This window comes from Salipaludibacillus sp. HK11 (assembly GCF_047795645.1).
Lineage (GTDB): Bacteria > Bacillota > Bacilli > Bacillales > Salisediminibacteriaceae > Salipaludibacillus.
Genome location: NZ_CP181045.1, coordinates 609,960 through 636,566 on the forward strand (window position 1 = coordinate 609,960; position 26,607 = coordinate 636,566).

At 35.6% G+C, this 26,607-nt stretch carries 20 protein-coding genes and 1 pseudogene; 15 read left to right on the forward strand and 6 right to left on the reverse strand.

Annotated elements, in window-relative coordinates; genetic code table 11:
- Window positions 1-117 precede the first annotated feature (117 nt).
- Window positions 118-483, reverse strand: a pseudogene (locus ACM26V_RS03195) (DUF1829 domain-containing protein).
- Between the two features lie 406 nt (window positions 484-889).
- On the opposite strand from ACM26V_RS03195, the gene ACM26V_RS03200 reads away from it, so the two are divergent.
- The 10 genes from ACM26V_RS03200 to hpaB all read left to right on the forward strand — a co-directional run bounded on the left by ACM26V_RS03200 (window position 890) and on the right by hpaB (window position 7,312).
- Window positions 890-1,612, forward strand: coding sequence for a hypothetical protein (locus tag ACM26V_RS03200; RefSeq protein WP_416150019.1), 723 nt, complete (start codon window positions 890-892; stop codon window positions 1,610-1,612).
- Window positions 1,613-1,947: 335 nt separating this feature from the next.
- Window positions 1,948-2,157, forward strand: coding sequence for a histidine kinase (locus ACM26V_RS03205; protein WP_416150020.1), 210 nt, complete (start codon window positions 1,948-1,950; stop codon window positions 2,155-2,157).
- A 3-nt stretch (window positions 2,158-2,160) separates the two neighbouring features.
- Complete coding sequence (locus ACM26V_RS03210; protein ID WP_416150021.1) at window positions 2,161-2,991, forward strand: GNAT family N-acetyltransferase; 831 nt, start codon at window positions 2,161-2,163, stop codon at window positions 2,989-2,991.
- An 84-nt stretch (window positions 2,992-3,075) separates the two neighbouring features.
- The gene (locus ACM26V_RS03215) at window positions 3,076-3,531 is read left to right on the forward strand and encodes an SRPBCC family protein (RefSeq protein ID WP_416150022.1); all 456 of its coding nucleotides are present in this window, start codon (window positions 3,076-3,078) and stop codon (window positions 3,529-3,531) included.
- 86 nt (window positions 3,532-3,617) lie between these two features.
- On the forward strand, window positions 3,618-4,061 hold the full coding sequence (locus tag ACM26V_RS03220) for a GNAT family N-acetyltransferase (RefSeq protein WP_416150023.1): 444 nt from the start codon (window positions 3,618-3,620) through the stop codon (window positions 4,059-4,061).
- Window positions 4,062-4,081: 20 nt separating this feature from the next.
- A complete protein-coding gene (locus ACM26V_RS03225) occupies window positions 4,082-4,324 on the forward strand; it encodes a hypothetical protein (RefSeq protein ID WP_416150024.1) in 243 nt (80 codons plus the stop codon).
- A 165-nt stretch (window positions 4,325-4,489) separates the two neighbouring features.
- Window positions 4,490-4,879 carry a tautomerase family protein gene (locus ACM26V_RS03230; RefSeq protein ID WP_416150025.1) on the forward strand — a complete coding sequence of 130 codons (390 nt, stop codon included), beginning with the start codon at window positions 4,490-4,492 and terminating at the stop codon, window positions 4,877-4,879.
- Window positions 4,880-4,967: 88 nt separating this feature from the next.
- Entirely contained in the window at window positions 4,968-5,300 is a 333-nt protein-coding gene (locus tag ACM26V_RS03235) for an antibiotic biosynthesis monooxygenase family protein (RefSeq protein WP_416150026.1), read from the forward strand.
- A 110-nt stretch (window positions 5,301-5,410) separates the two neighbouring features.
- Window positions 5,411-5,698: a hypothetical protein gene (locus ACM26V_RS03240; RefSeq protein WP_416150027.1), complete on the forward strand. Its 288-nt coding sequence runs from the start codon at window positions 5,411-5,413 to the stop codon at window positions 5,696-5,698.
- 177 nt (window positions 5,699-5,875) lie between these two features.
- The gene (gene hpaB, locus ACM26V_RS03245; RefSeq protein WP_416150028.1) at window positions 5,876-7,312 is read left to right on the forward strand and encodes a 4-hydroxyphenylacetate 3-monooxygenase, oxygenase component; all 1,437 of its coding nucleotides are present in this window, start codon (window positions 5,876-5,878) and stop codon (window positions 7,310-7,312) included.
- Between the two features lie 258 nt (window positions 7,313-7,570).
- On the opposite strand, the gene ACM26V_RS03250 is transcribed toward hpaB, so the two are convergent.
- Window positions 7,571-8,134 carry a hypothetical protein gene (locus tag ACM26V_RS03250; RefSeq protein WP_416150029.1) on the reverse strand — a complete coding sequence of 188 codons (564 nt, stop codon included), beginning with the start codon at window positions 8,132-8,134 and terminating at the stop codon, window positions 7,571-7,573.
- A gap of 168 nt (window positions 8,135-8,302) precedes the next feature.
- Here ACM26V_RS03250 and ACM26V_RS03255 point away from each other — a divergent pair, with 168 nt between their 5' ends.
- On the forward strand, window positions 8,303-10,258 hold the full coding sequence (locus ACM26V_RS03255; RefSeq protein ID WP_416150030.1) for a DUF1565 domain-containing protein: 1,956 nt from the start codon (window positions 8,303-8,305) through the stop codon (window positions 10,256-10,258).
- Between the two features lie 152 nt (window positions 10,259-10,410).
- Here the strand turns inward: ACM26V_RS03255 and ACM26V_RS03260 are convergent, their stop codons facing one another.
- Window positions 10,411-11,592 carry a DUF4317 domain-containing protein gene (locus tag ACM26V_RS03260; protein ID WP_416150031.1) on the reverse strand — a complete coding sequence of 394 codons (1,182 nt, stop codon included), beginning with the start codon at window positions 11,590-11,592 and terminating at the stop codon, window positions 10,411-10,413.
- A 161-nt stretch (window positions 11,593-11,753) separates the two neighbouring features.
- The gene (locus tag ACM26V_RS03265; RefSeq protein WP_416150032.1) at window positions 11,754-12,455 is read right to left on the reverse strand and encodes a DUF1287 domain-containing protein; all 702 of its coding nucleotides are present in this window, start codon (window positions 12,453-12,455) and stop codon (window positions 11,754-11,756) included.
- A gap of 426 nt (window positions 12,456-12,881) precedes the next feature.
- Between ACM26V_RS03265 and ACM26V_RS03270 the strand changes: the two genes are divergently transcribed.
- Together ACM26V_RS03270 and ACM26V_RS03275 are read left to right on the forward strand one after the other, a co-directional pair.
- Window positions 12,882-17,075, forward strand: coding sequence for an endo-1,4-beta-xylanase (locus ACM26V_RS03270; RefSeq protein ID WP_416150033.1), 4,194 nt, complete (start codon window positions 12,882-12,884; stop codon window positions 17,073-17,075).
- Window positions 17,076-17,448: 373 nt separating this feature from the next.
- The gene (locus ACM26V_RS03275; protein WP_416150034.1) at window positions 17,449-21,558 is read left to right on the forward strand and encodes an endo-1,4-beta-xylanase; all 4,110 of its coding nucleotides are present in this window, start codon (window positions 17,449-17,451) and stop codon (window positions 21,556-21,558) included.
- 386 nt (window positions 21,559-21,944) lie between these two features.
- Here the strand turns inward: ACM26V_RS03275 and ACM26V_RS03280 are convergent, their stop codons facing one another.
- Window positions 21,945-22,409: a hypothetical protein gene (locus ACM26V_RS03280; protein ID WP_416150035.1), complete on the reverse strand. Its 465-nt coding sequence runs from the start codon at window positions 22,407-22,409 to the stop codon at window positions 21,945-21,947.
- Between the two features lie 121 nt (window positions 22,410-22,530).
- Complete coding sequence (locus tag ACM26V_RS03285) at window positions 22,531-23,283, reverse strand: helix-turn-helix domain-containing protein (RefSeq protein WP_416150036.1); 753 nt, start codon at window positions 23,281-23,283, stop codon at window positions 22,531-22,533.
- Window positions 23,284-23,403: 120 nt separating this feature from the next.
- Between ACM26V_RS03285 and ACM26V_RS03290 the strand changes: the two genes are divergently transcribed.
- Window positions 23,404-25,326 (forward strand): right-handed parallel beta-helix repeat-containing protein, encoded by a 1,923-nt coding sequence (locus ACM26V_RS03290; RefSeq protein WP_416150037.1) that lies wholly within the window; start codon window positions 23,404-23,406, stop codon window positions 25,324-25,326.
- A 140-nt stretch (window positions 25,327-25,466) separates the two neighbouring features.
- Window positions 25,467-26,567, forward strand: coding sequence for a M24 family metallopeptidase (locus ACM26V_RS03295; RefSeq protein WP_416150038.1), 1,101 nt, complete (start codon window positions 25,467-25,469; stop codon window positions 26,565-26,567).
- Window positions 26,568-26,607 lie beyond the last annotated feature (40 nt).

Below are 26,607 nucleotides of genomic sequence, written 5' to 3' on the forward strand. Positions count from 1 at the left end.
ATCCCCCTCTAAGATATGGGTAATATTCTCTTTTATAGCCAGTATCTTCATAAGCATCGTACTATTACACGGAGCTAGATCGTTTTGGTCATAAAAGAATAGCGCACAATTTGTGTGCTATTCACAATTGATTAGGAAAATATCTGCACTTGTTACACCGAAGCACTGGATATCACGCAGACAATATTGATTACACTCGGAACACAATACAGGTTTTACTTGGTACTCAGAAAATGTCCTGATAATATTTCTACTCACTTTCTTTTCCGAGTCATTAATCAATGCATATAATATAGAGTTTGATTTTCTTGTATCTCTCGTATCTTACCAAGCAAACACTATCAATTCTGATTTTTCTCTAGTGAGACTGTTGATGGATTTAATGATTCTTTCAGGGTGAACTTTAAATTTAGGAATAACAAAATCAAAGTTGTAATTAAAACCACCTTTACCAGTAAAAGTAACGATATCTATATACCTAATTTCATTGTTAAAAACATATCATCTACTGTAAGCATGGCTTGAAGCATGGCGTGTTTTTCGTGACATTATGGACATGGTTTGGCATTTAAAACACCTCCCTTTCCATATATTTCAACAAAAAATGAAATATTCGTATTCAAGGTGCTGATCCCCAGTGCTCCGTTACCACACTGGGAGTCTTGCACCTTTTTTAGTAACGATTTGAATTCACTGTGATTTAATATGTGAAGTGGAATTAATATGTAAAGGAATTTGGATATTTATGTTAAAATAGAGGTGGAGATATAGTGATATTAAAGGCGTGATTAATAAAAACTACTTTAAATCAAAAAACCAAAAAATACATAGATTGTTTAACTTATGTTAGGAAAAGCTCAAGAAGGACTTTAAGGGATGGGGGAATAATATGACAAAAATGATAGCTTTCTTCCTTGTAGCATTAATTGGAATTGCTCTTAGAAGGTTAATTCTAGGGGAATATGAATCCTATCAGCTTCAACTTACATATATCTTCTTGGTAGCTTCAGTAGTTTTTCTTTGGATTAGTATAAGCCAAAAACGTAAAGATGGTGCTTATACTCCAATACATTCAAAAGAACAATGGACAACGTCACTTAGTGATAAATGGTTCACTGGAGAAAAAAGAATCTATCAAAGAGAGGAATTAGTAGCTACATACAACAGATTTTACACGAGAAAATATCACAAAATTGTCGCTGATTTAATGAATACACCAGGACTTTGGTTTTTGCAATTAACGTTTCATTTCAAAAACGGGCGTACTTTTACTGTTACTAGTAATGAGAATTGGAAAGGTAATGCACGTTACACAATTTGGGAAAAAGATAAAAATGTAGCAGAAATCAGAAGTGATCTAAAATCAGAACATGTAAAAAAGTTACTGGAGCAAACGCTAATAGAAATCGGTGGAAATGTTTATGAATTTCGTGCAAGAACGATTCAATCGCGTATAGAATTGGTCAAAAACGGTGAACCCATAGGAGAAGTTGACCGAGACCTTATCGGGGGAATTCGTTCGTTAAGTTTTCATTCTAGTGAAGTAAGCGATGAAAGTGAACCAATTTTGCTAATTTGCTGGATTGTTTTTACATATCGATTTAATAAATAGAACTAATCATTGTTATGAACTTTTCGAGAGGCGAAACTAACTCGAAATATTATTATTTCAATATTGATATTAGTTGTATTAGTTCTAATAGTGTTAGTGGTTGCAAAAATTATTAAACGAAGTTAATTATTTTTAATGGTAGAAGTGTTGCTTCTGTTATAATGCTGCTGTAGGATTCAGTGGAATATATTTTAGGGGATATTCGTAGGGTTTAACTAAATGGAAATTGAACAAACTGTCATTTCGCTAACTAGTTAGAAGAGCTGAAATTGTTAGAGGGGGAAACTATAAAATTGGTTAAATTTAAATGGGTTTTATATTTTAGCGCTGTATTTTTGGTACTTATACCAATGCTAATTGTTATGATGACTGATGATCCAAATAGTTCCGTCTTTAGTAATATAGTAGTAAACACATTAATTATATTAGTCATACTTGGGAAGATGATTACAGTATTAGAAAAGAGAAAAGGTAACAAAAGGTATGCCCCAGATATAGGAGCAGTTATTGGACTATCTATCTTATTTAAGCAGAGAAGGAGCTAGCTTATGATCTCAGAATTAAAACAGTCTGAATTCCATAAATGTTCATATTTATTATATGAGCAAGGTCATTTAGAAGTGAAAGCAATAGTCAAAGGGGTAAATCCTGGTCGTATTTTTGTAGATGATATTGAGTCACCTACTTCGGGGGTTATTTGGTTAGGTAATAACGATGGTTTTTTCTTTATTGGAAATGAAAGGAACGAAGAGTTCAATGTCGAATTAAATTCTTTTATTGATACAGTAATCATACCAGAAGCAAGAAAAGTAGGATTAACTTGGTTTGAGGGTATTGGTTATCACAATAAGTGGGATGAGACCATTAAAGAGGTCTTTGAAAACCGTAATTTAGGAAGTTGGAATCAGAAGGTTTATACATTGCAGAGACAAGATTATAAAGCTAACTTAGAACATTCAACTGCAGAAGAATATAATATTGTCAAATTTAGTGAAATACTTTATGAAAACAGAGATAAATCAATAAAGAATATTGATTTTTTACGTTCCAAGATATTGGAGTTTTGGTCTTCACCTGAGATGTTTTTTAATAAAGGCATTGGTTACTGTGTAGTTTATGAAAATGAAATAGTAAGTGTCTGTTTTTCGAGTTTTGTAGTTGATAATGTTCACTGTATGGATATTGAAACTTTAGAAGAGCATCAAGGAAAAAAGTTAGCACAAAAAGTAGCCTTAACTTTTGTCGAAGATTGTGTGGAAGACAATCTTATTCCTTATTGGGATTGTATGGAGTCTAATAAGCCATCAATTGCGGTTGCAGAAAAAATTGGATTAAGAAATGTATTTAATTATAAGGGGTATGACTTTAAGTTTAAATAATTTTGACTTCAATCTTATTGTGGTAATGGCAGGATACTTAAATATAGAAATAATGAAATACGTTCTGAATAAAGGGGAATGTAGATGCCTACTATTAAACACACGCAATTAGTCAAAGCACCTGTGGAAGTTTGTTTTGACCTTGCAAGGAACGTTGATATACATACTAAAACTACGGCTGAAACTAATGAAAAAGCTGTGGGTGGGGTTACTGAAGGGTTGTTAGAAGAAGGTGATATTGTCACTTGGGAAGCGACTCATCTCGGCATTAAACAAAGACTTACAGCTAAAGTGACACATATGAACAAGCCAAACGAGTTTGTAGATATAATGCTGAAAGGTGCTTTCAATTCTTTCACTCATGTACATCAATTTGTTGAAGATACAGAAGGGACGCTAATGATAGATACTTTTAAATACAAATCTCCTTTTGGCGTTTTGGGAATGATGGCAGACAAATTATTTTTGGAGAAATACATGAGAAGGTTTATAGTTTCTCGTGCTAAAGAACTAAAAATAATTGCTGAAAATAAAGAATAGCATTAGTGGAAGAACTGACAACAGCTTTCTTTAGCAATAAAGGAACATTAAAGAAATTTATAACTGGTTTGAAGGAGAGTAAATTTATGCGAGCTGCGACTTTAATAGATATTCCTGCAATAACTTTACTTAAACTAAAGATGTTCGAAGGGGTTGGAATGGAAAACAATTTAAGAGAAGATTTTATTCAGGAAGTTGAGAATACCTACAAAGATTTGTACGAAACAGGAAAAGCTATTCATTACGTCATTGAACACAACAATGACATTGTTGCGTGTGCTGGGGGATTTATCAAAGAAGATATCCCATACTGTTTTTATAAAGAAACACAGTACGGATTTATTGGTGATGTGTACGTCGAGTCAAGATTTAGAAATCAAGGACATGCACGAAAGTTAACAGAAGAAGTGTTAGATTGGTTTTCTAAACAAGAAATTCATACGATTCGGATATTAGCTAGTAATAATGCAAAAAAGCTGTACCAATCAATAGGGTTTGTAGAAACTGACCAGATGATTTTACATAGATAGATATAGAGGGAGGAGTTAACATGGAACAATATAAGTTTAAGCCGTATTATATCGCAAACATTTTAGGACTTTTAGTAATAATTGTTCTTATCATAGGGATAATAAGCAAATTATTATCTATTAAAGAAATAATAACTTTCTCTCTTATATGTTCCTTATGTTTTGTAATTAGTTTTGATATAAAAAAAGAAAGATTTAATAAAAATCCAGTGGAATTTCCCTTTAAGTATGGTTTATACATTGTATTATTCGGTTTACTGTAATTTATTGAATTTTCGCCTACTCTTTTATTCGATAATTCTGTTAATATGAATACTAAATATTATTGTGCTAACGAGAAGAAGACTCGAAGAAGGAATTATTATCTTTTTATAGAATATTGTATATTGTTAGCCGAGTTTAGTTTAGTTGAGGAAGGTGAGATGAGATTGGGACAAATTAAAATTTATGGGGTTAAGGATAGTTTGAATCCAATTAAGGAAACATTATCGAATGTTATTCATTCGTGTATGGTCGAAGCACTTGAATTTCCCTTGGAAAAGAAATTTCATCGGTTTTTCCCTATGGACAAAGAAAATTTTTATTTTGCAAGTGGAAGAACAGAAGCATATACCATAATTGAGATTAGTATGTTTGAAGGTCGAACAGTTGAAGCTAAAAAACAATTACTGAAGTTATTATTCGATCGTATAAATAGTGAATTGAATATACCCCCTCAAGATGTTGAAATTACAATTTTTGAAACGCCAAAACATAATTGGGGAATAAGGGGATTCCCTGGGGATGAGTTAGCCCTAAATTATAAAGTTAATGTATGAGTAAGAGGCGGTTATTAAACCGCCTTTTTAGTTTATTCAACAAACGGAGTTGCAATAGTGAGAAGAAATTAATTAGGGGGGTTAGTAAATGAACGATATTGCAAACAAAACGCAGCCACCATATTACGCCGTCATATTTACTTCGCAAAGGACGGAAGACGACAATGGATATGGAAACATGGCACAAGCAATGGTAGAGTTAGCTTCAAAACAACAAGGTTTTTTAGGTATTGAAAGTTCAAGAGATAATCAGCTAGGTATTACTATTTCATATTGGAAATCTGTAGATGACATTAAAAGCTGGAAGAAAAATTCAGCCCACAAAGTAGCGCAAGATAAGGGAAGAAAAGAATGGTATGAAAATTATAATGTTCGGATTTGTAAAGTTGAAAGTGAATACTCTTTTGAAATGTTTTCATAAAATAAACTATTGATTTTATAAATAAAAGGGTATGTTAGTAGTATGTTGGTCAGAGTTTCATTCGATGCAAAGCGAAATGGTACGGAAACAAGGTTGTCGCAGTAAAGGAGATGATACGTTTGACAGGGAAAATTTATTTGTTTTCATACAGTTCTAATGTAAGTGAGGAGACAGTTCATTGTATAAATGAAAGACTAGCTAAACTTTATGATGTTAAATTCATTCATAATTCCGTTCAATTAATTAAGACTGACGACGATATGAGCATTTTGGTAAAGTATTTAGCAAGTTGTTTCGAGAAAAAAGATAGTTATTTTTTAGTGAACATTACGGATCAGCCGAATCGTTATACCAATACGGAATCAGCTGATATTGCTCATTGGATGGATAATATTTAAACGAATAAGTTGATGTTTGTAGAAAAGTTTTGTCTTTAGGGGACAAAGCTTTTTATTGTTTTTAGATGAGGCAATTTTTTCTAATTTGTTAGTGCTGTAAATAGAAAAAGCACACAATTATTTTCGGCTCATACTTATATATAATAGAAATTTTCTAGAAAAAGGAGAATTTATATTATGGGTATTTCAACTGGGAAGCAATACATCGAGCGGATAAATAAATTAAATACAAATATTTGGCTGGATGGGAACCGCATAACTGGAAATATTTCAGATCACCCTGCTTTTAAAGGTGTAATGGCTAGCCAAGCTAAGCTATATGACCTTCAACATAAACCAGAATTAAAAGATATGATGACTTTCTTGTCCCCGAAGTCAGGAAATCGTGTCGGCACCTCCTTTCTAGATCCGAAAACCAAGGAAGATTTGGAGAAAAGAAGGCTGATGATTCAAGAATGGGCCAAAGCTCATGCTGGAATGATGGGGAGATCTCCAGATTATATGAATACTATTTTGATGCTCCTTAATGCAGCATCTGAAATTTTTACTGTTGAAGATGATCAGTGTGCAGAAAACCTAAAAAACTATTTCGAATACATTAGAGAAAATGATTTATCTTTAACTCATGTTTTTGTGAAGCCCCAAAATGACCGTTCTAAAAAAGATGAGGATAGTGAAAACGTAGCAGCACGCATGACTAAAGAAACGAACGAAGGAATAATTATAAATGGTTCACGTATATTAGCAACCCAAGCAGGGATGACGGATGAGATTCTTGTCTATCCAGTCGGTACGAACATAAGTGATGATACTTTTGCCTATGCATTTGCTATTCCTTGTGATACCCCAGGATTAACATTTATTTGTCGCGAATCTTTTGTCTATAATAATTCTCATTATGATCACCCACTTGGTTCTAGATTTGATGAAATGGATGGGATTGCAATTTTTGAAGATGTACTTGTCCCATGGGATCGAGTGTTTTTGCATGGTAATTTGTTAGTGAATAATTTTTTATATAGCCAAAGCTATTTTTTCGAACATGTAGCACATCAAGTTGTTTCAAAAAATGTCATCAAAACGGAGTTTATTCTTGGGACGATACAATTAATTATCAATAGTATTAATATTAGTGAATACCAGCATATTAAAGAAAAATTCTCTGAAGTGGCGATTGCATTAGAGGCAATGAAGGGCTTTTTGTACCAATCAGAAAGGAACGCGAAAATAAATCAATGGGGAAGTATGAAGCCAGACCCTAACCCGTTGTATGCAGCGGTAAATTATTATCCAAGAATATACCCGCGTTTTATAGAAATTATTCAGTTAATGAGTGCAAGTGGGTTAGTGGCTATTCCGAATGAAAGGGACTTCCAAGCAGAGATAAAGGATGATTTAAATAAGCATTTACGATCCGCAAAGCAGGGTGGTTATGAAAGGGTGAAATTATTTCGATTGGCATGGGATTTATCAATGAGTGCCTTTGGTTCACGACAAAAATTATATGAAAGATTCTTTTTTGGTGATCCTGTTCGACTTGCAAATGATTTATATACCGGCTATGAAAGAGGGAGTTCTGTAAACTTGGTGAAGAATTTCCTTAAGCAAAATTAACTGAGAAAGTAGCGTATTTTTTCATATAGTTACTTAAATATTCGTACGGAAACTTTCCAAAGTTTCTGTTTCTTAATACTATTGCAGGTGCAAGTGTTTTATTATACGGAGTGCAGTATTTATTTGAGAAAAAAAGATATAGTTAATTCTTGATATTTTAGTGAAATGATGCAAGAATTTATGGTACCTGAAGCGCAGCAATTTGATATGCTATGCGACAGGTACTTTTTATATCTCTTCCTATCCTACAATTACCAATTACCTATGCAGTACTCGATAGCTTTTAACTAATTTTGTCATCCAATAAGCTGCAAAAGCTATGGCTATATCAATCATGAAAAGGTGAAATTGATTCATTCCTTTATCAAACTTAAGCAGTCCTACAAACTCCTCAAGAGTTGCAATTCCAAATGCAAACACAGCACATAATATTAGCATAATTAAATAGAAGTTTTTCTTAGTGTTCGAAGTATATTGATATACAAGTAAAAAAGCAACCGGTAATGCGGATGCGGTCATGTTTAATGCGTAAGGCAAGAGTGGCGTAAGAAAATAAGTATGTACAAAATAACCTTGACGCGCTAAAACAAGATCTGTATAACTCCACAGAATATGTACTGTATATCCAAAGAAAAACACTTCGAAAATTCGACTACGGTCAACAGTAAAGTAAAGTAGAATTAGTGGGAAAATCATTAAAAAGACAACGGTCCAAAATTGCCAAGTACCGAGATTAGAATAATCATGCCAGTAAGAAGAGAAGAGATTATTTAACTCTTCATTTTTATTAAAAATTAGTTCCCAATACTTGTTATAATCCATAAAAAAAACCTCCTAAAGTAAACCTGTTTACAATATATATTTTGCGGAATAAAGCTATTATTTATGCGCTATATCGTATCTAGATAAGAATTATTGATATTAATTGATTGGAAAATAGTGTTGATTACCAATATAATTAGGACAGATCTTTTGTTAGGAGGAAGTAGAATGGCTGTTGAATATCATGTAGCAAAAACTGGTTCGGATTTTGGAGATGGGACGAAACATAGTCCGTTCTTAACAATTAACAAGGCAGCTTTAATTGCTGAAGCAGGTGATGCGATTGTAGTCCACGAGGGTGAGTATCGAGAATGGGTGAAACCTAAAAATGGAGGGTTTAGCAATACTAGAAGGATTACTTATCAAGCAGCTTTAGGAGAAAACGTAGTCATTAAAGGCTCTGAGCGCATTCAAGACTGGAAACCGGTTGAAGAAAGCATATGGAAAATCGTATTACATAATGAATTTTTCGGAAACTTTAATCCTTATAAAGAAGAAATTTTTGGCGATTGGCTTTTTAGCTCAAAAGATAAGAAGCATTTGGGAGATGTTTATTTAAATGGTATGTCCTTTTATGAAGTTGGAGATTTTGAACAGTTGCGACAGCCTAATATACAAACGGAAGTATTGGATAATTGGACAAAAAAGATTGTACCTGTAAATAGTCCAGAACAAACACAATACGTCTGGTTTGCGGAAGTGGATGAATCAAAGACAACGATTTATGCTAATTTTCAAGAAGCTATTCCAAATGAAGAATTAGTAGAAATAAATGTCCGCAAATGTTGTTTTTATCCAGAAGAAACTGGGGTTAATTATATTACTGTCAAAGGATTTGAGATGGCACAGGCTGCAACCCCATGGACCCCACCTACAGCCGATCAGCCTGGATTACTAGGGCCTCATTGGAGTAAGGGATGGATCATTGAAAATAATTGTATCCATGACTCCAAATGCAGTGGAATTAGTATTGGTAAAGAGGCTTCGACTGGAAATAACTTTAGTACAAAACGAAAAGATAAGCCAGGATATCATTATCAGATAGAATCTGTTTTTCTTGCTCAACAAGCCGGTTGGAGTAAAGAAAAAGTAGGGTCACATATTGTCCGAAAAAATACAATATATGATTGTGGTCAAAATGGGATTGTCGGTCACCTGGGCTGTATTTTTAGCGAAATAAGTGATAATCATATTTATAATATTGCATTAAAACGAGAGTTCTACGGTCATGAGATAGCAGGTATCAAGCTGCACGCAGCAATTGATATGCAAATAAACAATAATCGAGTTCATGATTGTTCATTAGGAACATGGTTGGATTGGCAGACACAAGGAACAAGAATTAGTAGAAATCTGTATTATCGAAATAATCGTGATATGTATATAGAAGTAAGTCATGGTCCTTATATTGTAGATCACAACATATTAGCTTCTGAGTATGCGTTAGATAATTATGCTCAAGGAGGAGCGTATATTAACAATTTAATCTCTGGAAAAATGGTACATCGTAAAGTACTTAATCGATCAACACCATATCATGTGCCACATAGCACGCAGATAGCTGGATTTGCTGTCGTTCATGGGGGAGATGATCGCTTTTACAATAATATTTTTATTGGTGATGAATCGATAAAAGGGGTTGTTCCTGGTCGAAATGACTCGAAGGAAGGAGTTGGTACTGCTCATTTCAACGGTTATACAACCTCATTAGAGGAATACATGGAGAAAGTACATCAAAAACCAGGCGATGTAGAAATATACTTAAATACTGATCAACCTGTTTATATTAGCAATAATGCTTACTTGAATGGGGCAGAACCCTTTGAACGAGAGAATGAAAAGATCATAGCGGATCAATTTAATCCGAAATTCCGTATAATAGAGGAAGGAAATGAGGTGTACCTTTCTTGTGTACTTCCGGAAGAATTTGCAGAATTATTTGGAGAAATCCATTCGACTCAATCCTTGGAGAGAGTTCGAATAGTTGATGCAAACTTTGAAAATCCAGATGGGAGCGAAGTGACCGTTGATGTCGATTACTTAGGAAAACAAAAGGAAGAAAAAAGTGCATTGGGGCCATTGGTTGATTTACAAAAAGGGAAAAACCGTATAAAAGTTTGGTAATAACATTCGAAATAGAATCATAAATAATACATTAGACTGTCGTGCACTCACGACAGTCTTTGTGTGTGATTATTAATCAAAATAGCCTTGGAAATTACTACGGTCTCCCGTAAATTTGAAGACCATATTAATTATACTGGCAGTTATCTTTTCTATTGATCGTTATCTTCGCCGAAAGCTTCAGCAATCATCGTGAATCCATCAATCATCGTATCTTCTTCCACTTGAATCATAAGGTAACGTTTGCCGCTATAGTTTATTTGTCGCACGTAACTTAAATCTTGCGGACTAATCGCTATCTTCGCTACTTTCGTGTCAATTTTGATTGATTTTGATTTATACTTCGGCATGATGCTACTTGCTTTAATCTCATACTTATCGTCATCGATGACTTGCTGGAAAGCCGTCTCTACCTTTTCCGTATCGATATCTTTAACGCCGCTCACTTTTAACACCTGTTCGACGTCTTTATAGTCTAATTTTGGTGATTCTTCCTCTTCATTTTCTTCGATCACTCGGTTAATTTCTTCATAGACATTCGAGAGGGTCGAAGTATTAAGCTGATTCCCTGTGACATTTTTTACGATTTCTTCAAAAACAATTTTATCATCCATAGCTGTCATCGTTTCCTCGCCATTTAATACTTCATCAATAAATCCGTGATCAGGTTCATTGGCCTTGCCTGCTGAATAGAGAATATGGTTAACATTTGCCGCATTATCAATAAAGCAAGGAAACAGAAACCCACCGACCGGAGCATGGAGATTGATAACAGGATCTACAACAATATTATATTTAAACTCTTTTTCTACATAATCAAAAAGTAATTCCTTCTTTGGATCCTCAGTTTTATTAATACTAGATAGAATAAACGGATGCGTATAAACGGAATCTAGTTCACTCTCCTCAGAACCTTCACTTTGTCGTTTCATCGGCTTATTATATTCGCCACGAATAAATGTAATAACAATATCCATCTCATATTCTTTGTTCTGGAGAATTTTTTCAACGATTTGAAGCATGTACTCTTTCCATCCGTCCACATCATCGCTAAGTAGTCCTTGATGTAGAATAAGTTGACTGCTATTCTCAGCATCTCGTTTAAACTTTAAATTAAATAATTTCTCATCTAATTGACCACCAAGCATTTTCTTGAAATTATTCATAAACAACTCTTGTTGGTCTTGGTCAAGCATTTCAAAGTATTGACTTTGATGATGATAAATTTCACTAGATTCTTTCATAATATATACATTAAATATTTCTTTAATTTTAAGTAATTCATTATCTACTTTAAATTGTCTTCGGAAGTGTGCAATGTCTTTTTTGTTCATCTCTGTTCCCACCCTTAAGCTGTACTGATTTCCCGTCATTTTTTGCACGATTCTTTTATTTTAACATAAGGGTGGTTAGAAAAACTTTGAAATTTTTGTCTTACAAATATATATTGAAACTGGATTTTTTCAAGGGAAAAAGAGGGTAAAGGGTTAATCTACTATTTCCTGTCATAGTCCCACCGGTAATGACCAGCAATTGGAGTACTTATGGAAGTTAGTTTAATTTCCGATGCAAATGGACGGGTATTGTGAATCAAATAAGGCGTACCATCTTTCGCGCGCTTATCAGAAATAATACCGACGTGATGGAAGCCATCCAAATAAAGAACAATATCACCAGGTTGCCATTCTTTAAGATTCTCCACGTCACCAGGGATTAATTCTTTCGTTAACGACTCTGCAAAACGTTCAAAATAGACATATTGATTTGGCACGCGTCGGAAATCAATATTAGTGTCCGGCTGCCCATTTACTCTTGGATACAAGTCTGTGTTCGCATGAATATCCTCATCCATTAACTCTTTCAAAGAAATGCCTGCACTCGTTAGACCTCGCCAAATAACATCCGTACAAACCCCTTCGTTCTCAGGAGGATAGCCACCAGCGTAGTAGGCGCTTTTATATTTGGTTTTCTGTTCTGATTCGAGCCTAGCAGCATTGACAATATCAATTGGATCCGGAATGCCGTTTTGATTTTGGTCTACTAAGGAATAAGTATTTGGAACTTCAACTGTTTTCCCAAGAGGTGTTTCTAAATGAATTCCTACAGAATCAAGGATAATTCCGTCTTTAAAGAAAAACAAAAATGCTAAAACGAAAGTGAATAAAATAAGGAAAATATAACGAGTTTTATGTTTCATATAAATATCTCCTTCTGTCAATTGAAGTATTTTCCAACTATAAGAAAAGTATATGGCAAAACTACAATAAAATCTAACTTAATTTCGTTTATAAACTCATTACACTCTAAAGAAAAAATACCCACATTATAATTAACAATAATCGGTTATTTTATAGCTAGATCTCATGTGAGAAATCTATTGGTAGAGGGACTTTTGATCAAAATCTATGAGTCTAGGAATCTATGATTTTATAGTAAAATGAATAATCAAAAAAATTGAAAGCGCTTAAATTAGTATAGTTTATAGGGGGAGAATCTAAAGAAAGTCGGGTTATGTTATGTGAAAGCGTTTTATATAGTGGAAGTTGTATCGTTAAATTAATGAAAAGGAGGTAGTTTTTTCAGTGGAAAACAGGATAACAATTAATAGGAGGGTATTTATTTTATGAAAAAGAAACAATTAAAGGGATTTATTATTAAATTACTAGTTTTAATGTTGGTGTTCCCCGCTGGGTTGTTGAATTTCTCAACAACTGCTGCTGCGGAAGATGGGGAAACTGATAACGTTGTCTATCATACTGATTTTAGTGATGATGACCACAATCTTACTGTTGATAATGGAACAGGTGAGAGAACAACTGTTGATATTGATGGAGAAGACGTAAATGCATACAAAGTGTCAGACCGTGTTGAGACTTATTATGCAGCTGATTTATCATTTGATGAAGCAGGCATGGAAAACGGTCGAACTTATAATATAAGTGTGGACCTATACGTCGATGAAGATGAAGATGTTCCAGAAGGTTCACTTCATTTAGTTCAAGATATTGATAGTTATGATGAATTGTATTTAAATGCTAATATGGTTGCAGGAGAAACAGCGTCAGTGTCAGATGACTTCACCGTAGACACAGATGTAAATCATGCGATCCGTATTCAATCAAACGATGAGGGTGAAGAAGTATCATTTTACGTTACTGGGATTACAATTGAAGATGTTACACCTGAAGATGTAGAAACACCAGAAGAAACTGAAGAATCAAATGAAGAAGCTAACGAAGAATCAAATGAAGAATCTGATGAAGAAGTAAATAACGTTGTTTATGAAACAGACTTTTCAAATGAAGACCATGGTTTTGAAACACAAGCTGGTGGAACTGGTAGTGTGGAAAATGTAACAATTGACGGTGATGAGTTATACGCATTTTATATAACTGATCGTACTGGTGAATGGAACTCACCAACGTTACCATATGAAACAGCAAACTTAGAAAGTGGTAAAACATACGAAATAACTGCAAATTTCTATACCGATGATTCTGCTAACGTAGCGGGTTCATATCAAATTGCTGATGAGGCCTATGATACTTTTGATGAGGCAGGTACAATTGCTGATCAAGAAGTAGTTACAGTAACTGCTGAAGGCACAATTGGAGACGAACTTGATAAACATCTTCGTTTTCAAACATCAGGTGAAGCTGTAGAACTGTCATATTATTTACTAGATGTGACAATCGCTGAGCTGACATCAGATGATGCCGATGAAAATGGAGCACCTGATGAAGAAGTAGATTCAGAAGATCCTGCTCAAGTAATGGAAACGATCGATTTTGAAAACGGCGAACTTAATGGTTTTACTGGTCGTAATGGTGATGAGGAATTAACTGTTGTAGATGGAGAGAATCACACTGAAGGTGGTAACCACTCATTATTAATTGAAAATCGTGCAGATACTTGGCATGGGCCAACTCTTGATGTGGTTGACTATGTTGATCAAGGTACTGAATATGAGGTTTCTGTTTGGGTGAAAATGGATGAACCAAGCAGTGCTGAGTTATCACTCTCAACACAAATAGGTGATGGCGATGGTGCAAGTTATAACAACATTGCTAATGCAACTGCAACCGTTACAGACGAAGACTGGGTAGAGTTAAGCGGAACGTATCGCTATTCAAGTATGGGTGGGGGTAACTTATCTGTTTATGTAGAAAGTGATGATGAAACCGCATCTTTCTACATCGATGACTTTAGCTTTGTGAATACTGAATCAGCAGCAATTGAAATACAACATGATCTAGATCCAATTAAGGATGTTTATGCGGATGATTTCTTAATTGGTAATGCGATTACTATGAATGAATTAGAAGGTGTTAGATTAGAGTTACTACAAAAGCACTTTAATTTAGTAACTGCTGAAAATGCAATGAAACCAGAATATCTTTATGATGATGAAGGTAACTTGAACTTTGATAGTCAAAATGAGTTTGTTCAAACTTCAATTGATGCTGGCTTTAAGGTTCACGGTCATGCAATCACTTGGCATTCACAATCAAACTATGATATTTTATTCCCGGAAGGTATTAGTCGAGAAGATGCTATTGATAGCTTAGAAACATATATTGAAGCAGCTATCACAAATTATGCACAATTTGGCGATGATATTGTTTCTTGGGATATATTAAATGAAGCAATTGTGGTAAGAGGTGGATCTTACGAAGATTGGACAGAACATTTACGTGATACGCGAGCTCTTGAGGTAATTGGTGAGGATTACATTCAAATTATTTTTGAGAAAGCAAAAGAAGTAAGAGATGATTTGGGTCTTGATTTCACCATGTTCTATAATGATTACAATGATCATTTACAAGACAAAGCACAAATCATGTATTATATGGTGAAAGATATTAATGAAACTTATCAGAGTGAAAACAACACAGATGAATTATTAATCGAAGGTGTTGGAATGCAGTCGCATTATAACAATAATCTGAACCCGGCTAATGTTGAACAATCAATGGATCGCTTTATTAGTTTAGGTGTTGATATTGGGGTGACTGAACTTGATGTAATGGCTGGCGATGATTATGTTTTAACTGAAGAAGAAGAAATGAGACAAGCTTATATTTACGCTAGTGTTTTTGAAATATACAAAGAACGAAGCGAGCATATTTCAAGAGTAACGTTCTGGGGTCTAGATGATGGGCAAAGTTGGAGAAGTGATCAAAATCCACTAATCTTTGATAATCGTCTTCAAGCTAAAGAAGCTTACTATGCTGTTGTCGATCCTTCTGGATTTCTAGAAAATTATGAAGAAGAGGATGTTCCAGCAAGACAGAGTCAAGCAGTATATACCGATCAAGCACCAACAATTGACGGTGAAATTGATCCAGTGTGGGATGATGCAGTTGTTATGACTGGGAATCGTGCTCAACAAGCTTGGCAAACTGCTGTAGCAAACACACGTTCTTTATGGGATGATGAATTCCTTTATCTACTCTTTGAAGTATCACCTTCAGAGCTTGATAATACGAATGAAGATCCTTGGGAACAAGATTCGGTAGAAGTATTCTTAGATCAACAGAATACAAAACAAACAAGTTATGCCACAAACGAAGGCTTTGGACAATATCGAGTTAACTTCGATAATGTCTTTACAACAGGTGCTGGTGGTCCTTATGATGATGTTGAAAGTGCCACTACAGTTAATGGTACAAATTATATAGTAGAGATGAAGATTCCACTCTATGCGATAGAACCAGTTGACGGTCATGTCCTTGGCTTTGATTTCCAAGTAAACGATGCAGAAGATGGTGCACGTCGCGGGGCAATGGCTTGGAGCGATCTTTCAGGTCAAGGTTTCTCTGATCCTTCAGTGTTTGGGGAATTGATTCTTGTTAGTGAACAAGAAGAAATTTTCGAAGAAACAGAGGTAGATCTAGGTGAACCGGTAACGCTTAATGATGAGACAAAACTGGTTATCGAAAGCTTGCAAGCATCAATTCGTATACCAGCTGACATTCCACCAGGTACTGAAGTAATCGTCGAAACTTATACACCGAATGAAGAAAAAGATACATCGGGTAAAGTTTTAACTCCGGCTGGTGAATTGATCACAGTCACCATGAACTTCCCAGAAGGAGAAGAAGAATATGAAGGCGAATTTGTTCTAGAGCTCGGCATTAATGATGGTGCTGAGAATCCAGGTATTTTCTACCTTAATGATGATGCTTGGGATTTTGTTGGTGGAGACATTGATGGCGAAGTTATTCGCGTACTTGTTTCAGGATTCTCAACTTATGGAGTATTTGAAGTAGATACATTAGACTTAATCGAAGAACTTGAACAAATAATTAACGAATTAGAAGAGAGAATTCAAGAGTTGGAAACAGCTTCAGAAGCTGAATTGGAAGAATTAAGATCTAGGGTTTCTGAGTTAGAAAGTCAACTACAATTCCTTGAAGATTATAGTATAGAATTAAGTGAACAAGTTGCAGTTCTTCAGCAATTAATTGAAGAACTTGAAACAGAAATAAACAATATTGAAAATGGAGAAGACAGTGACACTACTGGAGAAGGTAGTGATACTACTGGAGAAGGTAGTGATACTACTGGAGAAGGTAGTGATACTACTGGAGAAGGTAGTGATACTACTGGAGAGGGTAGTGATACTACTGGAGAAGGTAGTGACACTACTGGAGAGGGTAGTGATACTACATCTGCTTCTGACGAGAATGGTGGAGAAACACTACCTAATACAGCGACAAATAACTTTACTATGCTGTTGATTGGTTTACTCACTCTACTTGCTGGAGCTATCATCTTTGCAGTAGTTTATCGCCGCAAAAAACTTATGAACTAATGTAATGTAAAGAAAGCTTCTAAGGCCAATTTGGCTTTAGAAGCTTTTTTGGTGGGACGGAGGGACAAGGTACCTGTCCCTCCGTCTCTTTCAATCATATTCTAAATATAGAATTAATTTACTTAAATTATCAATAATAGGATGTTAAATAGATATATTTAATTTAGTATTTCTATTAATAGAGGGACTATTAAACAAAAAAGTAGTGAAAGCGTTTTAAATAATATAGTTTGTAGGGGTAAATATAAAGAAAGTCGGGTTCCGCAAATTGAAAGCGTTTTATAATATTAAAATTGTACAGTTAAACTATTAAAAAGGAGGTAGTTTTACTTTTAGTAACAGAATAATAATTAATAGGGAGGGTATTTATTTCATGAAAAGTAAGCGTTTCAAGTCAACGATTATTAAATTACTAGTTTTGATGTTGGTGTTACCCCCTGGGTTGATTAATTTCTCAGCAAGTGCTGCTGCGGAAGAAGGGAATTCAGATGTAAGTGAGAATATTGTTATACATCATGATTTCGAAACAGAAGATACAAATGGCTGGGAACCATTAGGTTGGACGTCAGCAGCGGATGTGGAAACAACAGATGAAGCAGCATCAACTGGGGAACAATCCCTTAAGTTCTTTAATCGTGATGATAGAAACTCCAATTTAGCGCTGAACTTAACTGATCAATTGGTAGGAGGAGAATCGTACACACTTAGCTTTGATGTTCAAATGAGCGAAGGGTTAGATATGCTTCGCCTTGCTTCTAAATATGTTTATACTGGTACTGATAATGAATACCCTTGGATAATTGGAAATCAAGAAGTTGGTTCGGATGGTTGGACAACTTTTGAAAATGAAAATTTCGTTTATGATGAAGAGACAACTGAACTAATTATCTATATTGAGTCAGATGGCGAGGGTGATGCACCAGACTTCTATATTGATAACTTCAAAGTTACTAAACATGAAGTGGATGAAACTCCTGAACCAGAGGAGCCTGTAGGAGATTTAGATCCTAATGAGATAGCTTTCTTTGATTTTGAAGATAATGCAGATGGTTTTTCTTCTAATGGGGACGCGTCAATTTTAAGAACAACTGATGCAAGTCATTCAGGGGATTATAGTTTAAGTGTAACAGGACGAACTGCAGATTGGCATGGTGCCAGAGTTACATTAACTGAATCTATTTATCCAACAGCAACATACCGAGTTACAGGATATGCCAAAGCAGCGAACTTTGACGATAACGAAGTGTTTAAAGCAACAGTAGACAATGGGGATTATACAACCTTTGCCCAGGTTGATATTACTTCTGATGAATGGACAGAATTCACTGGGGAATATCAAGCAAGAATAGGGGAAGAACAAATCGCCGTTTATTTCGAGTCTAGCAAGGTTGCTTCTGAGTTTTACCTTGATAATATTAAGTTCGAAATGATTGCACCTCCCGAGGACGTAGATGATTCAGAACCTGCTGAGAATTTCGAAATGATTGATTTTGAAGATACTTCGTTACATGAAGATTTCAATGGTTTCGAGGCAAGAGGCGGTGAAGAAGAATTATCGATTGTTGAAGGTGTTAACCGCACGGAAGATGGAAACTATTCATTGTTAACAGAAAATCGTACTGAAGAATGGAATGGACCTATGATTAACGTATTTGACTATGTTGATTTAGGAAGTGAGTATGAGGTTTCTGTATGGGTGAGAATGAAAGAACCAGCAAGTGCAAACGTTCAATTAAAAGCGCAAATCGGATCTGGTGATGGTGCGAGTTATCCGGATATTGCTTCGGGCACAGTTACTAGTGATGAGTGGGTTAATTTAAGTGGGACTTACAACTTTAGTAGCTCTGGTGGTGGTAACTTAGCAGTTTATTTAGAATCAGACAATGCTAACGAGTCTTTTTATATTGATGATTTTAGTTTTGTGAGAACAGATTCAGCACCTATTAACATTCAACCAGATTTGCCATCAATTAAGGATGTTTATGAAGGTGATTTCTTAATTGGTAATGCGATAACAATGGGGGAATTAGAAGGTGTTCGACTAGAGTTACTACAAAAGCACTTTAATTTAGTAACTGCTGAAAATGCAATGAAACCTCAGTATGTTCATGATGCTGATGGTAACTTGAACTTTGATGGTCAAAATGAGTTTGTTCAAGCTTCAATTGATGCTGGCTTTAAGGTTCACGGTCATGCGATCACTTGGCACTCTCAATCAAACTATGATATTTTATTCCCGGAAGGTATTAGTCGAGAAGATGCAATTGATAGCCTAGAAACATATATTGAAGCAGCTATTACCAATTATGCGCAATTTGGCGATGATATTGTTTCTTGGGATATTTTGAATGAAGCAATTGTCGTAAGAGGAGCGCCTTATGAAGATTGGAAAGACCATTTACGTAGCACGCGTGCTCTTGAGGTAATTGGCGACGATTATATTCAAATTATTTTTGAGAAAGCAAAAGAAGTAAGAGATGATTTGGGGCTTGACTTCACCTTGTTCTATAATGATTATAATGATCATTTACAAGACAAAGCACAAATCATGTATTATATGGTGAAAGATATTAATGAAACTTATCAGACTGAAAACAACACAGATGAATTATTAATCGAAGGTATTGGTATGCAGTCACACTATAACAATAATTTGAATCCAGCTAATGTTGAACAATCAATGGATCGCTTTATTAGTTTAGGTGTTGATATTGGGGTGACTGAACTTGATGTAATGGCTGGAAGTAACTATGTTTTAACAGAAGAAGAAGCAAATAGACAAGCATATATTTATGCAAGTGTTTTTGAAATATACAAAGAACGTAGCGAACATATTTCCCGGGTTACCTTCTGGGGTCTTGATGATGGGCAAAGTTGGAGAAGTGAACAAAACCCATTAATCTTTGATAGCCGTCTTCAAGCTAAACCAGCGTTTTATGGAGTGATCGATCCTCCTGGTTACCTAGAAGATTATGAAGAAACGGATGTCCCAGCAAGACAGAGTCAAGCAGTATATACCGATCAAGCACCAACTATTGACGGTGCAATTGATTCAGTTTGGGACGATGCAGTTGTTATGACTGGTAACCGTGCACAACAAGCTTGGCAAACGGCAACAGCAGATACTCATGTCTTGTGGGATGAAGAGTTTTTGTACGTGTTACTTGAAGTAGGAGCTTCTGAGCTAGATGATACAAATGCTAACCCATGGGAACATGACTCAGTAGAAGTGTTCCTCGACCAAAACAATACAAAACAAGCAAGTTATGCCACTAATGAGGGCTTTGGTCAATATCGTGTTAACTTCAATAATTTATTTTCAGAAGGTTCAGGCGGTCCTTATGACGGAGTTGAATCTGCGACTACAGTTAACGGGACAAATTATACAGTAGAAATGAAGATTCCATTGTACGCTATTGAACCCGTTGATGGAGATGTAATTGGCTTTGACTTCCAAGTGAATGATGCGGAAAATGGCGAACGACGTGGCGTAATGGCTTGGAACGATCTTTCAGGTCAAGGTTTCTCTGATCCTTCAGTGTTTGGGGAATTAACACTAGTTAGTGATCTTGATCCAGAAACAGAGGAACAGAGACAAATTCGTGAATTACAAGAATTAGTAGATGAATTAAATCAGAGAATTGCTGAACTTCATGAAGAGAATGGAACTCTCCAAGAACAAGTAGATTCATTAGAACAACAGATTGCAGATCTTGAATTAGTATTAGAAGGTCAAGGTGCAACGCTTGCAGATCTTCAAGATAAAATTAATGAGTTAATTAGTGATATTGAAGACTTAAACGCACAAATTGGAGAATTGACAGGAAATGACGGAACCGGAACCGGAGACGGTAGTGATACTAATGGAGAAACAGTTGTTAGTCTTGGTGAATGGGTAACGCTTTATGGTGAGACAAAACTGGTTATCGAAGGTTTGAAAGCATCAATTGGTATACCGGCTGATATCCCACCAGGTACTGACATAATGGTCGAAACTTATACACCGAATGATGAGAAAGATAAAAATGGTAAAGCTTTAACTCCTGCTGGTGAAGCAATCACAGTCACTATGAATTTCCCAGAAGGCGAAGAAGAATATAAAGGTGAATTTATTCTAGAGCTCGGCATTAATGATGACGCTGAGAATCCAGATATTTACTACCATACTGCTGATGGTTGGGAATTAGTTGTTGGAGACGTTGATGACGAGGTTATTCGCATCACTGTTTCAGGGTTCTCAACATATGGAGTATTTGAAGTGGATCCATCAGAGCCAGATTCAACAGATCCAACAGATCCAGAGCCATCAGATCCCGTTGGAAATGGTGACGGAACTGGAGATGCTTCTTACGAGAAGGGTGGAGAAACACTACCTGATACAGCGACAAATAACTTTACTATGCTGTTGATTGGTTTACTCACTCTACTTGCTGGAGCTATCATTTTTGCAGTAGTTTATCGTCGTAAACATCTAATGAATTAATCTAAAGAAAAGCTTCTAAGGCCAAATTTGGCTTTAGAAGCTTTTTCTTTTAGGGACAAATAATAGGGACAAGGGACGTGGGGAGGCCCCTTGTCCCTACTTGTTTATCAGTGATTGTTTCTCTATAAAGTGTAATAAAGAGGAGGTTCGGAAATGAACGGTTAGACAATTATGATTATGTCTTTCCTTTTTGGTGGAGTAACTAAATTTATCGTTTCAAAATATTAATAATCGAAAAAAAGGAGTTATATATCTATTATCATGTGGTTAGGGATAGCAATTATATTGATAATAATATTCTTTACCCGATGACGTATTTAAAGTTAGTAACATTGGGAGGTAATGGTTGAACTAATTGTCATGTGCTCTATGATCATATCGAAAAGTTAAATTGTTAGTCCTTTTTTCTTCGCATCTGCGTCTAATCCAGCTCCGATAGCTACCCCAATACTAATTCCAAATGCTATTCCAATTCCTATGTTATCGAAAAGAGTTAATCCAAAAACCACACCTAGACTCATTCCTATTGACATATAAATGCTGAGGTGAGTCCCTTCCTCAACTAATTTGTGTCCTTTCTGTAAGTGGGTAACGATTTGATTTATTTTCAGATTATGTTGTTTTATGTGTGAGGTTTCAAGCTGATGCATCGTATTTTTTAACTGGAAAAAATGCTGTTCACATTCAATTAAATAGGATTCGCATTTTTTACACTCTGTCGCAAAAGAATCTAACCTTTTTATAAGGCGTTCACATTTATATAAATTCAACTTCTTTGAAAGTTTCTTATCATCGTTTTTCTTCAATTCGTTTATGATTTCCATGATCTCTTCGTAACGCTTCCCAGCCATAAGTACCATCTCCATTATAATTTTACTAATCACTGATCGTTTGTGTAACTAAGTTACGATTGGTCGAATAGAAATGTTTCAAAAAATTGTGTCGATAGTGAGGGACAAGGGACCTCTCCCACTAAAACTTTCTATATTTACTAGGTGAGTGGCTAGTGATACTTTTGAAATTACGGTTGAACGATCGGAGGTTATTATAGCCACAATTCAGTGCTATTTCGCCAATGGATTGCTGGCTATTTTTTAATTGATAACATGCTTGTGAAATGCGATAGTGTATCAGGTATTCAGTGAAGGTCATGTTAGCCATTTGCACAAAAACCTTTGATAAATAGGCGTAATCGTATTGTAAATGTTTTGCGACAGTTTTTAACGAGCAATCATCACCATAATTTCCATCGACATAAAGTAGGATGTTATGTAAAGCTTTTGTTTTTGTGGAGTACTCGACTGGATTGAATTGAGTATGATCGACTAAGAGACTACACATATCATAAAGAAAGCTCTTTTGTTTATAAATAGCGTCAAGTGCATCCATGTTGGGGAAATGAGTTAATTGGAAAACATTATTGTCTGGGATATAGCCTTTATAGTTCATAAAAAAATGGCCAATTAATTCAGGTGAAAAAAGCACAATGGTAATATTGGATTGATCGATCGTTTTAAATTCATGTATTTGATTATTAAAAATAAAAGCCACATCATGTTTAGTCAGGACATATTCTTTTTGGTCAATGGTTATGTATAAATCTCCTTCATTAACAATAATCAGTTCATAAGCTCGGTGAAAATGAAGAGGAAAATTGTTATTAACTGAGGTGAAATAGTGAAAAGATTCTTTTTCTTCTACTCCGTGATGTTCGAAAAATACCACAAGCTTCTCCTCCTATAAAAAACACGAATATTGTCTTAAATTATACTATATTTTGAATAGAAATGGTCCATTATTAACTCCTATAATGAAGATAGATTCAAGTATGAAGGAGGAAGTAATATGCCTTATGAATATCACGTAGCAAAAACTGGCTCAGATCAAGGAGAAGGTTCAAAACAACATCCGTTTTTAACGATTAACCAGGCAGCGTCTATCGCCGTAGCAGGAGATACGATTATTGTCCATGAAGGGGAGTATCGCGAATGGGTAAAACCGAAGCATACGGGATTAAGCAACATAAGACGGATTACTTATCAATCTGCAGAAAATGAAAAAGTAGTGATTAAAGGTTCCGAACAAATAGAAGAGTGGCAGAAAGTGGAAGGGACTGTGTGGAAAACGGTATTGCCTAACGATTTTTTCGGAGACTATAACCCATATAAAGAAGAAATTTTTGGAGATTGGGTTGTTCATAATCCAGGAAGACATTTAGGCGATGTTTATTTAAATGGTAAGTCGTTTTATGAAGCAGAAACATTTGAACAATTACTAAACCCTACTAGACAAACGGAAGTTCTCGATCATTGGACGAGAAAGGTTGTCCCTGCTCATAATCCAGAACAATCTATATATGTCTGGTATGCTGAAGTGGATGAATCAAAGACAACGATCTATGCTAATTTTCAGGGAACTAATCCAAATGAAGAATTAGTTGAAATAAATGTCCGTAAATGTGTGTTTTATCCAGAAGAAACTGGGATAAATTATCTGACAGTGAGAGGATTTGAAATGGCACAAGCGGCAACACCATGGACACCTCCGACAGCGGATCAGCCGGGATTAATTGGACCTCATTGGAGTAAAGGTTGGATTATTGAGGATAATATTATTCATGACTCCAAATGTAGTGCGATTAGTATTGGTAAGGAAGCTTCGACGGGAGATAATTACCGGACGAAACGGAAAGATAAGCCCGGCTATCAATACCAATTGGAATCGGTGTTCCTTGCCAAACAGGCTGGTTGGACGAAAGAAAAAATTGGTTCTCATATTATTCGGAACAATAAGATTTATGATTGTGGGCAAAATGGGATTGTCGGTCATTTAGGCTGTGTTTTTAGTGAAATCTATCAAAATCACATTTATAATATTGCGATGAAGCGTGAGTTCTTTGGTCATGAGATTGCAGGTATCAAGTTACATGCAGCGATTGATGTACAAATCCACAACAATCGTATTCATGATTGCTCTTTAGGGACGTGGCTAGATTGGCAGACACAAGGAACAAGAGTTAGTCGCAATCTGTTCTATCGAAATAATCGCGACTTGTTTGTAGAAGTTAGCAGTGGTCCATATATCGTTGACCACAACATTTTAACTGCAGATTATGCGTTAGACAATCACGCTCAAGGTGGAGCCTATGTAAACAATTTAATTCGTGGCAAAATGGTTCTTAGAAAGATGCTCGATCGTGCAACGCCTTATCATGTGCCGCATAGCACGGAGATCGCAGGATTTGCTGTTGTATTTGCTGGTGATGATCGCTATTACAATAATATATTCATAGGCGATGATGGGTTAGAAGATGTTGGTACTGCTCATTTCAATGGCTATACGACGTCACTTGAGGAATACATCGAGACAGTGCATCAAGAAGATGGAGATCATGATACATTCAATAAAGTAGAGCAACCTGTTTATATTAACAATAATGCCTACTATAACGGTGCGGAATCTTTTGAAAGAGAGAATGAAACAATAGTAGCGGATGATTTCAATCCGGAGTTACGTATCATTGAAGAAGGCGATGACGTCTATCTTTCTGTTGAACTCCCAGAAGATTTTGAGCACATGCTTGGAAAAATCCAGTCTACGCATAGCTTGAACAGAGTGAGAATCGTTGATGCGGAGTTTGAAAATCCAGATGGCAGTGAAGTAGTCGTCGACGTTGATTTATTAGGAGAAAAGAGATCAGCCGAAAGTGTATTAGGACCAATCGCTCAATTGCGAAAAGGGAAAAACTATCTGAAAGTTTGGGGATAATAAGTAACGGTGCTAGGTTCCACATTGGACAATGTGGAACCATTTTTTTTTACAGTAAGTGAATCGAATCTGGGGGACACAAGACCTGTCTCCTCTGTCCCTATTATGGTATCATTAGCAATAAATAGGAGGGACAACTCATGCAAGAACGTATAGAATCAGTAACAGCTTGGATGAACGAAAAAAATATTGAAGCATCATTTTTTAATTCTGTTGAAAATGTTTTTTATTTATCAGGTTTTCATACAGACCCACATGAACGTTTAATGGGAATTTTTCTATTCAAACAAGGGGATCCCTTGTTTGTCTTACCTGCTATGGAAGTGGGTCAATTAAAAAATTCAGGTTGGAAGTATGAAATCGTCGGTTACTCTGATCACGAAGACCCATGGAAACTTATTAGAAATTCCCTTGAGACGAGGGAATTTGCAAAAGCTGAAGCTGTTGCGATTGAAAAGGAAGTCCTTTCCTTTAGTCGTAGCCAAGCTTTTCTAGATTTTTTCCCAGAAGTAAAAGTATTTTCAGTTGAAGAGAAGTTAAACGACATGCGCGTTATAAAAGATGACCGCGAAATTGCTGTTATCCGAGGTGCTGCGAAAATGGCTGATTATGGAGTGCAAGCTGGAATTAATGCTCTTGAAGAAGGCATTAGTGAAATGGAAGTTTTAGCAAAAATAGAATTTGAACTAAAGAAAAAAGGAATACGTGAAATGTCCTTTTCAACGATGGTTTTATTTGGAGAAAACTCAGGGGATCCGCACGGTAACCCAGGGGATCGAAAATTAAAGGCCGGAGACACGGTGTTATTTGATCTCGGTGTTGTCCTTGATGGATATTGTTCTGATATCACACGAACCGTTGCTTATAAATCCATTTCTAAAAGGCAGCAGGAAATTTATGAAACTGTTTTAAAAGCTGAACTAGCTTCTTTAAAAATAAGCAAGCCAGGTACAAGAGTTGGTGATTTAGACAAGGCTGCTCGAGATATTATCACTGAAGCAGGCTTTGGCGACTATTTCCCGCATCGTATTGGACATGGGATGGGAATAAATGTGCATGAATTTCCTTCAATGAGTCATTTAAATGATGCCATTGTAAAAGCAGGAATGGTATATACAATCGAACCGGGAATTTATATACCAGGTTTAGGTGGGGTTAGGATTGAAGATGACGTGCTTGTTACTTCTGATGGGTACGAAACATTGACTAAATTCCCTAAGGAACTGCAAATAATAGAATAATAGGTGGGGGGACATAGATTACATGTCCCTTGTCCCACTG